This is a genomic window from Streptomyces torulosus, from assembly GCF_001419765.1.
Taxonomy (GTDB): Bacteria; Actinomycetota; Actinomycetes; order Streptomycetales; family Streptomycetaceae; genus Streptomyces; species Streptomyces torulosus.
This window is the reverse complement of the sequence record NZ_LIRK01000201.1, coordinates 1-10,964: the sequence shown is the minus strand read 5'-3', so window position 1 is coordinate 10,964 and position 10,964 is coordinate 1. Positions and strand designations below refer to the sequence as shown.

The window sequence follows — 10,964 nt, the reverse complement described above, 5'->3', positions numbered from 1 at the left end:
GGCCGTCGTCATCGGCGGCGGGTTCGGCGGACTCCTCGCCGGGGCCCGGCTGCGGCAGGCCGGCGTCGAGTCCGTCCGCGTGATCGAGAAGGGGGGCGACTTCGGCGGCACCTGGTACTGGAACCGCTACCCCGGCATCCACTGCGACATCGAGTCGTACATCTACCTGCCGCTGCTGGAGGAACTCGGCTACGTCCCGCGGTGGAAGTACGCCCCCGGCGAGGAGATCCGGCAGCACACCCGCGCCATCGGCCGCCACTTCGACCTCTACCGCGACGCCTGCTTCCAGACCGTCGCCACCGAACTGCGCTGGGACGACACCGACTCGGAGTGGACCGTCGCCACCGACCGCGGCGACCGGATGCGGGCCCGGTACGTCGTGGTCTCCAGCGGCACGCTCAGCCAGCCCAAACTCCCCGGCATCCCCGGCATCGAGACCTTCGAGGGCCACACCTTCCACACCAGCCGCTGGGACTACGCCTACACGGGCGGCGACGCGAACGGCGGCCTGACCGGGCTCGCCGACAAACGCGTGGCCGTCATCGGCACCGGCGCGACCGCCATCCAGATCGTCCCGCACCTCGGGGCGGACGCGGCCCACGTCTACGTCTTCCAGCGCACGCCCTCGACCGTCGACGTACGGGGCAACGCGCCCACCGACCCCGAGTGGGCCGGCACACTCAGCCCCGGCTGGCAGCGGCGGCGCATGGACAACTTCCTCAGGACCGTCACCGGCGTCCGCGTCGACGAGGACCCGGTGAACGACGCCTGGACGTCCAGCGCCCGCCTCCAGGAGAAGCTCATCCCGACCAGCGCCTACGCGGAGGTCCCGCCCGAGGAGCGGGAGAAGGCGTACGAACTCGCCGACTTCCAGAAGATGAACGAGCTGCGCGCCCGCGTGGACGCGATCGTGGAGGACCCGGAGACCGCCGAGAAGCTCAAGCCCTGGTACCGCTACATGTGCAAGCGGCCCACCTTCAGCGACACCTACCTCCAGACCTTCAACCGCCCCAACGTCACGCTCGTCGACACAGCCGACACCCACGGCGTGGAGCGGATCGCCGAGAAGGCCGTCGTGGTGGGCGGCGTCGCGTACGAGGTCGACTGCGTCATCTTCGCCACCGGCTTCGAGGTGGGCGTCTCCGGGCTGCTGTCCGGCAGGCTCCCCGCGTACGGCCGGGGCGGCGCCGGCCTGCTGGAGACCTGGATGAAGACGGGCCCGAGGACCCTCCACGGCTTCTACAGCCACGGCTTCCCGAACCTCTTCCAGCTGGGCCCCCTGCAGAACGCCAGCGCCGTCAACTACGTCCACATCCTCGACCAGCAGTCCCTGCACGTCGGCGAGGTCGTCGCCGCGGCCCGCGCGCGCCGGGCCCGGTACATCGAGCCGACCGCCGAGGCCGAGGCCGCCTGGGTCGCCACGATCCGTGAGAAGGCCGCCGACCTGCACACGTTCCAGGCCGAGTGCACCCCCGGCTACTACAACAACGAGGGCAGACCGCGGGAGCGCAGCGAGTCGTACGGGGACGGCCCGGTCGCCTTCCACGAACTGCTCGCGAACTGGCGGTCCGACGGCGGCATGGACGACGTCCTCGTCGACGCCGAGCAGTGAGTGGGGAGGGCGTATGACCACACGTCGGAGCCGGTACGACGGGAGGACCGGCGAGCCGCGGACCACCAGCGACCGCTGGCAGGCGCGGCGACTCAACCCGCCCAGCCCGCTGTGGGGTTCCAACGGCGTCGCCTTCGGCCCCGACGGGCGGCTGTACGTGGCCCAGTTCCTCGCCGGGCAGATCAGCGCCGTCGACCCGGCCACCGGGGACGTCGAGGTCGTCGTGCCCATGGACGGCCCGGTGCAGTCGCCGGACGACCTGGCCTTCGGCGCGGACGGCTCGATGTACATCGCCGACCTGGTCCCGGGGCGGGTGTGGCGCCGGAGCCCGGCGGGGGAGTACGGACTCGTCTCCGAGGACGTGCGCAACCCCAACGGCATCACCTGTGTCGGGGACCGGCTCTTCGTCAACGAGATGACGGTGAACGGGCGCCTGCTGGAGCTGTTCCCGGACGGTCGTGACCCCGTGGTCCTCACCGAGGGCCTCGCGCTCGGCAACGCGATGCAGCTCGGCCCGGACGGCCACCTGTACTACCCGCACATGATCACCGGTCAGGTCTGGCGGATCCCGCCGGACGGCGGCACCCCCGAGGTGGTCGCGGAGGGCGTCCACGAACCGGTCGCCGTCCGCTTCGACCGGGGCGGAGTCCTGCACGTCCTGTCGCGCGGCGCGGAGGGCATCGTCACCCGCGTCGACCTGCACGGCACCGGCAGCCGCACCCTCGTCACCAGCGGGCTCAAGGGCCTGGACAACGCCGCGTTCGACGCCGAGAACCGCATGTTCGTCTCCAGCTTCGCCAGCGGCGGCATCACCGAGCTGCACCCCGACGGCCGCACCCGCGCGCTCGTGCCCCGCGGCCTGGACGGCCCCTACGGGGTGACCGTCGACCCCGGCGGCACGGTGTACGTCGCCGACCACTACCGGTTGGCGAGCCCGGCCGCCACGGACGAGGGCGAACCGTTCGGCGAACCCGACGGGACCGGGCCGGGCGGGACGGGACCCGGCGGTGTGCGGACCCACCTCCTGCTGCCCTTCGCCCACGGCATCGCCGCCGAGGGCCGACTGCTGCACCACACCTCCCAGTTCGGCGACGTACGGACCCACGACCTGGACACCGGCACCACACGGGAGCGGGTACGGGGACTGGACCGGCCCATCGGCATAGCCGTCGCACCGGACGGCTCCCTCGTGGTCGCCGAGACGGGCGCGGGCCGGGTCGTCGCCGTCGCCGACAGCGGTGGCGGTGGCGCCGACGGCGGAGCCGGTTCGGTGACCGTGCTCGCCGAAGGGCTCGACCGGCCCACGGACGTGGCCTTCGACGCGCGGGGCCGCTGCTACGTCAGCGAGGAGCGGCTCGGGTCGGTGCTCCGCCTCGACGGCCCCGGCACCGTGGTCGTCGTGGCGGACGGGCTCGGCGCGCCCCAGGGACTGGCGGTTCTGGGCGACGAGTTGTTCGCGGTGGAGACCGAGCACCGGCGGCTGTGCGCGATCTCCCTGACGACGGGGGAGCGGCGCGTCGACGCCGAGGACCTCCCGGTGGGTCCGCCCCCCGGCGTCGTCCCCCGTACCGAGCCGGACCTGTTCGCGGCCGGTATGCCCGGCATGGCCCGCCGCTTCGCGGGGCTGGCCGCCGCCCCGGACGGCAGCCTGCTGCTGTCGGCCAGCGGAGAGGGCACCGTACTGCGGCTGACCCCGAGGCCCACCACGACCTCGACGATGCCGGTGCCGAATCCGGGGTCTCAGCCGGAGCGGTAGAGCGCCGTCAACAGCTCGATGGCCGCCTGGGTGGCGGGATGCGGGTCGTCCCGCCACCAGGCGAGCCGGACGGCGATCGGCTCGGCGTCGCGCACCGGCCGGTAGACGACACCGGGCCGCCGGTACTGATGCGCCGTGGACTCCGGGGTCACCCCGACGGTGCGGCCGGTGGCGATCACGGTGAGCCACTCGTCCACGTCGTGGGTCTCCTCCGTCGCAGGCCGGGAGCCCGGCGGCCACAGCTCGGCGGTGGTCGTACCCGTCCTGCGGTCCACCAGCAGGGTGCGTCCGCCCAGGTCGGCGAGGCGGACCGAGCGGCGGCGGGCCAGCGGATCGTCGGCGGCCATCGCGCACATCCGCCGCTCCAGGCCCACGATGGCCGACTCGAACCGGCGGTCGTCCAGGGCCCTGCGGACGACCGCGAGATCGCAGGCGCCCTCGGCGAGCCCGGCCGTCGCGGAGTTGACCCGGACGAGCCGCAGTTCCGTCTCCGGGTGCGCGGCGTCCCAGCGGCGCTGGAAGTCCAGCGTGTGCCGGCCGAGCGCCGACCAGGCGTACCCCATGCGCAGCCGGACCTGGCCCGACGTGGCCTCCCGGACCAGATCGTCGACCTCGCCGAGCACCCGCCGGGCGTGCGACACCACCCGCGACCCGGTCGGCGTGGGCGTCACCGCACGGGACGTACGCCGCAGCAGCCTCACCCCCAGGGCCCGTTCGAGGGAGGCGAGGGTGCGGGACACCGCGGCCTGGGACACGCCTAGCGCGATCGCGGCATCGGTGAACGTGCCCTCGTCGACGATCGCGACGAGACAGCGCAACTGGCGCAGCTCGACATCGGCAACCGGCGGCGGGTCCGCGCGTCCGGGGTCATCCATCTGTCCGGGGCCATCCATGCGTCCAGCGTATAGATCGCCGCGCTTATGCATTTTGCGCAACCGGGGCCGCGACGCACGATCGGCGCATGAGTGCCCCTCCCGCCCCCGCCGCAGCCCCGATCACCCCGCTCCCCGAGCCCGCTGCCGCGCGGCCGGCCGGGATCGCCACCATGGTCGGCAGCGGCCTGTCCAACCAGGTGGGCGCCGCGCTCGGGGCACTGGCCTTCCCGGTGCTCGGGCCCGTCGGGGTGGTGGCGATACGCCAGTACGTCGCCGCGCTCGCCCTCCTGGCCGTCGGCCGGCCGCGGCTGCGGTCGTTCACGGCGGAGCAGTGGCGGCCCGTGGCGCTGCTCGCGCTGGTCCTCGGGACGATGAACCTGTCGCTGTACACCGCGATCGACCGTGTCGGCCTGGGGCTCGCGGTCACCCTGGAGTTCCTCGGCCCGCTCGCCGTCGCCCTGGCCGCCTCGCGGCGCCGCGTGGACGCCGTGTGCGCGGTGGTCGCCGGCGCGGGCGTGGTCACGCTGATGCGACCCCAGCCGTCCGCCGACCATCTGGGCATGGGCCTCGGTCTGCTCGCCGCCGTCTGCTGGGCGTCGTACATCCTGCTCAACCGCACCGTCGGCCGCCGGGTCCCCGGCGCGCAGGGCACCGCGGCCGCCGCCGCGCTCTCGGCGCTGGTCTTCCTCCCCGTCGGCGTGGTCGTGATGGTCCGTCAGCCACCGACCGCCGGGGCGTTGGGGTACGCCGTCGCCGCCGGGATCCTCGCCTCGGCCGTCCCCTACCTCGCGGACGTGTTCACCCTGCGCCGCGTCTCCGCCCAGGCGTTCGGGCTGTTCATGAGCGTCAACCCCGCCCTGGCCGCCCTCGTCGGCCGGATCGTGCTCGGCCAGCACCTGGGCGTCGTCGAATGGTCCGCCATCGCCGCGATCGTCACCGCGAACGCCCTGAGCATCCTGGCTCCCCGCCGCTGAATCGGTCCGGACGCACGAAGTCCAGCCCGTCGAACGTCTGCTTGCCGAGTGCCTCGTGTGCGGCGATGTGGCCATAGCCGGTGGCCATCTTGAAGCCCTTCCCGGAGAATCCGGTGGCGCAGTAGATCCTGCTGTTCTCGTCCAGCCAGCCGATGAGGGGATGTCTGTCCTCGGTGAAGAGGTCGGGGAAGGCGTCGGCGCGCACGATGGTGGGGGTGAGGCCGGGGAAGAACTCGGTGACGGTCCCGGTGACCGTCTCGACTTCTTCCCGGGTGAGTTCCCTGGGCACGGAGTCCGGGTCGGGGGTCGCCCGCGCGCGCCCCTTCATCGGTGCGTCCACGGATGCCTTGACCGTCACACCGTCGACGGCGGGTGCGCCGTACAGGGAGCGATCGTCGTACTGCCGGCTGAAGACGGGGAAGTTCTCCGGTGAGAACTGTGCGCCGTCCTGGGCGATGAACCAGGTCAGGACGAGCCGATGGGTTTCCGTGACGGCCTTGAGGTGGTCGGGCATGAGCCTGCGGGACCAGCCGCCCGAGGCGACGATGACCTTTTCGAACGTCCAGGTTCTGTCGCCCGACGTGACGACCACGCCGTCTTCGGTTTCGGTGATGCTGTCGACAGGTGTGTTCTGAAGGACGGTGGCACCGTTGGCCCGGGCCGCCGTGACGGCGGCGCTGACGGCGCGGTCGGTGCGCAGAAACCCGGCGTGGGGGTCATAGACGGCGCAGTCGTCGGGGCGGAGGTTGTGCTGGGGGTAGCGCTCCGCCATCTCCTCCCGGTTGAGGACGCGGTGCTCGGCTCCGGTGATGCGCGCTGTCGCGAGGAGGCTGTTGATGAAGCCGCTGTTCGCTGTCCCGATGGTGAGGCCCCCGGTGGGCGTGAAGATCTCCTGCCCGGTTTCCGCTTCGAGCTCGGCCCAGAGATCGCGGGAGCGTTCCATGATGGGGTAGTAGTCGGGCTTCCCGGAGTAGATCATCCGGAACAGGCGGGTGTCCCCGCCCACGGCACTGCGGCCGTGGGCGGGGGTGGCGGCCTCGAAGCCCACGACCGAGTCGGACAGCCGGGAAGCCTGCCACAGGGCCATGCTTCCGATGCTGCCCAAGCCGATGACGGCGAGTCGCGCGTCCATGAGAGCAGTTTCCTTTCCTTGTTCGTGAAGGCCGGTCTCTACTCGTGAAGTCCGGCGAGCCTGCTGCCGAACTTGGCCAGGAGTGAGGTCCTGCCGGAGTTCCTGCGCTCTTCCCACTGGTCGGCGATACCGAAGAGCCGGTACATGGCGTGAACACCCAGCCAGCGAACGGGTTCCGGTTCCCACTTCCGTGCCCGGTAGCCGACCCAGGGGAGAGTGGTCCGCTCGGTTTCCCTCTCGAAGGCGAGCTCCGCGAGGGTCCTGCCGCCGACGTAGGCTGCCGTGACACCGTGTCCCGCGTAGCCTGAGGACGATCCGATCCCGGATGCCGGGTCCCAGAGCACGCCGCCGTTCCAGTCCCGCGTGACGCCCAGGACTCCCGACCAGGCGTGTTCCACCTCGAAGGTGATCCCCGGGAAGAAGGAACCGAGCTTGTGCGAGATCAGGTCGATGGTGGACCGGGCGGTCGCACCGGCTCCTCCCGTACCGGACCCGAAGCGGTAGGGGACACCACGGCCCCCCATGGCGATACGGCCGTCCGCCGTCCGCTGGGCGTAGATGAACGTGTGCGCGGAGTCGCTGAGGCACTGCGGCCCGTCCCAGCCGATCTCCTGCCACGCCTCCTCCGGCAGCGGCTTGGTCACGATCATCGAGGAGTTGACCGGGATCAGGGTCCGGCTGCCCAGCAGCTGGCCCGAATAGCCTTCGGTGCAGATGAACGTCCTGGCCGCGGTGACACGTCCGTCGGCCAACGTGAGAGTTCTGCCGCCGACACTGCGCACTCGGCTGCCCTCGTAGATCCTCACCCCCATGGAGGTCAGGGTGTCGGCGAGGCCGTGGACGAGCTTCGCGGGGTGGATCCGCGCGCAGTGCTGGTAGAAGAGCCCGCCGTGCACGGTGGAGATGTTGATCCGGCTGCGGAACTCGTCCCGGTCGAGCAGCTGGATCTCGTCCTCGGTCAGCCCGTACTTCAGATCGGCATCCCGCCGGGTGACGAGTCGGCCCAGCCCCGCCCGAGTGTGGGCGGCGACGAGGGCGCCCCCCTTGTGCTGATCCGCATCGATGCCCTCGGCCTGGAGGATGTCCAGGACGGAGTCGACGCCGGCGACGAATTCCTGCTGCAGTGCCCGGCTCGCTGCCAGTCCTCCGCCGGCGCGGGCGAAGGCGGCACGGTTGCCCGGAGGCATGGCCGAGAGCCAGCCACCGTTGCGTCCCGATGCGCCGTAGCCCACCTGTTCGGCCTCGAAGACGGCGACCGAGAGCGACGGTTCGAGCTTCTTGGCGAAGTACGCCGCCCAGAGGCCGGTGTAGCCGCCGCCGACGATGGCCACGTCGACGGAGTCCTGACCGGTGTAACGGGGGAACGAGGGCCTCTTGTCGGCCAGTTGGGCCACCCAGAAGCCGAGCTCTCCATTTCGTGGTGGTGCCGCGAGGGCGTTCATGGTGTGTCCTTCTTCTGGGTTCACAGCCGTACTGCTCATGACCGGTTCGCCGCGCCGCACCACAGTGCGGATGACGGCAGTTCTCCGCTCGGGCTCAGGCGTCAGGGACGCGGGAGGCCGAAGAGGACGGGGAGGTCGGCGATGTCGGTGATCCGCTCGTAGCCCAGCCAGTGCTCGTCGTGCTCCCAGCCGCGGTCCATGTACACCTTCTTCTCGATGCCCATGATCGCCGCGGAGCGCAGGTCGTACGCCGGGCTGGCGGATACGTGCACGAGCTCGTCGGGTGTCACGCCGAGCTTGTCGAGCATGTAGTCGAACGCGCCGAGTCGCGGCTTGTAGATGCCCATCTCCTCGGCACTGATGACGACCTCGAACGGGGCCTTCAGGTTCTCCGAGAGGCGCTTGGCGTGCGCGGTGTCGCTGTTGGTGATGATGACCAGCGGGACCTCTTCGGCCAGGCGGTTCAGTGCCTCGGTGACACCGGGGTACGGGCCCCAGGTGGGGATGGTCTCGTACACCGCCCGCGCGTCTTCCTCGCGGTACTCCAGACCGACCTTGCGCGAGGTGCGTTCCATGGAGCGGGCGACGACCTGGTGGAACGGCTGGTACGCGCCGGTGCACTCGTCGATCCGGTACGCCTTGCAGATGCGCAGGTAGTCGTCGGCGACCTCGGCCGGCAGCCGGTCCCCCAGAACCTCACGCATCGCGTCGTTGATGCTGAACTTGATCAGCGTTCCGTTCATGTCGAACGTCGCGAACTTGGGCTTGGCATCGAATCCCACGGGGTCCTCCTCGTGCTCAGTGGAGCGGCGCTCACATGGTCGATTGTCGACCATCTTGTTCGTCGATTGTCGACCGTTGGTTCCTCGACTGTCAATGGGTTCCCGCGTCACATGTGCTCAGGGGTCCCGCGCCAGGGCGGCCGGCTTGAGGTGTTGACGCCAAATCGGCGGGGGTATAGTCGACAAACGACCAGGTGGTCGGGTGTGAGCAGGGGAGGGTGACGGGGTGGACCACAAGTTCGAGTGGCAGGAGCAGCGGACGACGACACCGGACGGTGTCTACCGCACGCTGCGTGCCGCCATCCTCGATGGAAGCGTCCCTCCTGGTGGCCAGCTGCGCGAGGCGCACATCGCCACGGATCTGGGGATCAGCCGGTCCCCGCTGCGTGAGGCGCTGACCAAGCTGGAGGAGGAAGGGCTCGTCGTAAAGATCCCTTACCGTGGCGCGTTCGTCGTAGAGGTGAGCGCTCGCGAGGTCGCCGAGATCGACTCGGTCCGGCTGCACGTCGAACCGTACGCCGCCGAACTCTCGGCCGAAGCGCTGCGCGGTGCTGAGCGGCCCCAGTTGCTGCAGACCGTGGAGGATCTGCGCCGGGCCATGGAGAAGGACGACATCCCGGCCAGCATCGATGCGCACCTCCGCTTCCACCGGCTCTTCTACGACCTCTCGGGTCACGGCGTCCTGCAGGGCATGTGGAACGGCTGGGAGACCAAGCTGCGCCTCTACCTCAGCGTCGATCACCGGACGTACAGCGACAACCCGCAGCAACTGGTCGTCGAGCACGAGAGGTTGGCCACGGTCGCCCTGGAAGGCGACACCGACGCGTTCCGCCAGGAACTGGCCGCCCACTTCCCCATGGGGCTGCGCGCCCAGACGGGAGATCGCGGGGAAGGTGCGCCTCGGCGCGTGTGAGGTCACGCCCCCTGCGTGAAGCGCCGAAGCGCGCTCGCCGCCGTGACGTTGCAGAGCGGTCCCGGGTGGCCCTGAGTCATGCGCGCGGCTAGGCAACCCCATTCGGCAGGCCGGGCGCGGGGCCGGCGCGCCTCGGTGCCGCTGCCGATGCTGTCGCGGTCCTTCGGCAGGGCCCGCCCCGGCGTCTCGCGACTGCCGGTCCGCCGATCGGTCACCGCCCTGACGGCGTCTCACCTCCCTCTTTTCCCTCTTTGCCATGCGGACAGGTGTGCTCCCGCACGTGCTCCGAGGGCGCACCCGAGCGTTGAAGTTTGTATTGACAGTGCTCTACGGGCAGCCATATGGTCGACAAACGACAATAGCTGGCGGTTTTAAGCCATGATATGGCGCTTTGTCGCCCCTGCTGCTCGAGGAGAGAGCCGAGTGCAGATGATCAAGATTCATGTGAAACAGGTACTTGTCACCAACCCGGTTGGTCTGATCCCCGTGCCGTCCGCGGCGGTGACGCGATGAGCCGGTCCGTGACGTCGGCAGCGAGCACCGGTTCGGCTTCCGCTCGGCTGCAGGCCCTGGGCCTCGCCCTTCCCGAACTCGCCGACAACCCTTACTACGTGCACCACCGGTCGGTGGACTCCAGCATCTACATCTCGGGCCAACTGCCTTACAAGGACGGTTGGCTGCTGGGTCAGGGCATTGTCGGCCGGGACGTCGAGCTGGAGACGGCACGGTCTTTGGCCCGCCATGCCGCGCTCAACGCTCTCGCCGCCGCTGTGCAGGCGGTGGGCGAGCTGGACCGGGTCCGGATCGTGCAGATGCTGGTCTTCGTCGCCAGTACGCCGGACTTCGGAGAGCAGTCGAACGTCGCCAGCGCGGCCAGTGACCTGCTCATCGAGGTGCTGGGCGAGAACGGACGGCACGCTCGGACCGCGATCGGTGTCGCCGGGCTGCCGCTCAACAGCCCCGTCGAGATCCAGATGGTGTGTACCGCCGTCCCGAGGAGGGAAGCGTGAACCGGCTGCAACGAGCACTCGACGCTCTGGCCGAGCGGATCGACACCCCCGCGCCGATCGTCCTGGTCGACGTCATGCAGGGCAACATCGACCGCGTCCAGGGTTTCGCCGACCAGCACAACCTCAAGGTCAGACCGCACGTCAAGACGCACAAGTGCGTGGAGATCGGGCGACGCCAGATCGAGGCGGGCGCGGTCGGAATCACCGCGGGAAACGTCGGTGAGGCCGAGGTCTTCGCCGCGGCCGGGTTCGACGACATCTTCCTCGCGTACCCGATCTGGGCCGCGGGGTCGAAGAAGCCCCGGATCCGCCGGCTCGCCGAGTCCGCCCGTCTGCGAGTCGGCGTCGACAACGTCGCGGCGATCGAGGCTCTCGCCGACGCGATGGGAGACGAACCGGACCGGCTGCAGGTCGTGATCGAGGTCGACTGCGGCGCCCGTCGTTCCGGGGCGCCGCAGTCGACCTCGA

General features: G+C 70.4%; 10 protein-coding genes. 6 read left to right on the top strand and 4 right to left on the bottom strand.

Annotation, left to right across the window (positions count from 1 at the left end):
• Both AOK23_RS14905 and AOK23_RS14900 read left to right on the top strand, forming a co-directional pair.
• Nucleotides 1-1,612, top strand: a 1,612-nt coding sequence (locus AOK23_RS14905) for a flavin-containing monooxygenase (RefSeq protein WP_055713199.1), incomplete at its 5' end; no start/stop codon positions are given.
• Nucleotides 1,613-1,625: 13 nt separating this feature from the next.
• On the top strand, nucleotides 1,626-3,368 hold the full coding sequence (locus AOK23_RS14900) for an SMP-30/gluconolactonase/LRE family protein (RefSeq protein ID WP_055713198.1): 1,743 nt from the start codon (nucleotides 1,626-1,628) through the stop codon (nucleotides 3,366-3,368).
• Here AOK23_RS14900 and AOK23_RS14895 read toward each other — a convergent pair.
• Entirely contained in the window at nucleotides 3,353-4,261 is a 909-nt protein-coding gene (locus AOK23_RS14895) for a LysR family transcriptional regulator (protein WP_079049490.1), read from the bottom strand. The two genes, AOK23_RS14900 and AOK23_RS14895, sit on opposite strands and share 16 nt — an antisense overlap.
• A 68-nt stretch (nucleotides 4,262-4,329) precedes the next feature.
• Between AOK23_RS14895 and AOK23_RS14890 the strand changes: the two genes are divergently transcribed.
• Nucleotides 4,330-5,217: an EamA family transporter gene (locus AOK23_RS14890; RefSeq protein ID WP_079049489.1), complete on the top strand. Its 888-nt coding sequence runs from the start codon at nucleotides 4,330-4,332 to the stop codon at nucleotides 5,215-5,217.
• Here the strand turns inward: AOK23_RS14890 and solA are convergent.
• The 3 genes from solA to AOK23_RS14875 all read right to left on the bottom strand — a co-directional run bounded on the left by solA (nucleotide 5,177) and on the right by AOK23_RS14875 (nucleotide 8,573).
• Nucleotides 5,177-6,349: an N-methyl-L-tryptophan oxidase gene (solA, locus tag AOK23_RS14885; protein WP_055713196.1), complete on the bottom strand. Its 1,173-nt coding sequence runs from the start codon at nucleotides 6,347-6,349 to the stop codon at nucleotides 5,177-5,179. The genes AOK23_RS14890 and solA overlap by 41 nt on opposite strands.
• Nucleotides 6,350-6,387: 38 nt before the next feature.
• Nucleotides 6,388-7,791: an NAD(P)/FAD-dependent oxidoreductase gene (locus AOK23_RS14880; protein WP_063791342.1), complete on the bottom strand. Its 1,404-nt coding sequence runs from the start codon at nucleotides 7,789-7,791 to the stop codon at nucleotides 6,388-6,390.
• 101 nt (nucleotides 7,792-7,892) lie between these two features.
• A complete protein-coding gene (locus AOK23_RS14875) occupies nucleotides 7,893-8,573 on the bottom strand; it encodes a haloacid dehalogenase type II (RefSeq protein ID WP_055713194.1) in 681 nt (226 codons plus the stop codon).
• Nucleotides 8,574-8,799: 226 nt separating this feature from the next.
• Here AOK23_RS14875 and AOK23_RS14870 point away from each other — a divergent pair, with 226 nt between their 5' ends.
• The 3 genes from AOK23_RS14870 to AOK23_RS14860 form a co-directional block, all read left to right on the top strand.
• Nucleotides 8,800-9,486 carry a GntR family transcriptional regulator gene (locus tag AOK23_RS14870; protein WP_055713193.1) on the top strand — a complete coding sequence of 229 codons (687 nt, stop codon included), beginning with the start codon at nucleotides 8,800-8,802 and terminating at the stop codon, nucleotides 9,484-9,486.
• A 521-nt stretch (nucleotides 9,487-10,007) separates the two neighbouring features.
• Nucleotides 10,008-10,496 (top strand): RidA family protein, encoded by a 489-nt coding sequence (locus AOK23_RS14865; protein ID WP_240496391.1) that lies wholly within the window; start codon nucleotides 10,008-10,010, stop codon nucleotides 10,494-10,496.
• Nucleotides 10,493-10,964: alanine racemase (locus AOK23_RS14860; protein WP_206336202.1), on the top strand; the 472-nt coding region annotated here is incomplete at its 3' end. The genes AOK23_RS14865 and AOK23_RS14860, both read left to right, overlap by 4 nt.

Bases quoted from the DNA above. Each gene is read 5' to 3' on its own strand.
- AOK23_RS14895 (WP_079049490.1), bottom strand. From the start codon at position 4,261: ATGGATGGCCCCGGACAGATGGATGACCCCGGACGCGCGGACCCGCCG.
- AOK23_RS14900 (WP_055713198.1), top strand. From the start codon at position 1,626: ATGACCACACGTCGGAGCCGGTACGACGGGAGGACCGGCGAGCCGCGG.
- solA (WP_055713196.1), bottom strand. From the start codon at position 6,349: ATGGACGCGCGACTCGCCGTCATCGGCTTGGGCAGCATCGGAAGCATG.
- AOK23_RS14890 (WP_079049489.1), top strand. From the start codon at position 4,330: ATGAGTGCCCCTCCCGCCCCCGCCGCAGCCCCGATCACCCCGCTCCCC.
- AOK23_RS14880 (WP_063791342.1), bottom strand. From the start codon at position 7,791: ATGAACGCCCTCGCGGCACCACCACGAAATGGAGAGCTCGGCTTCTGG.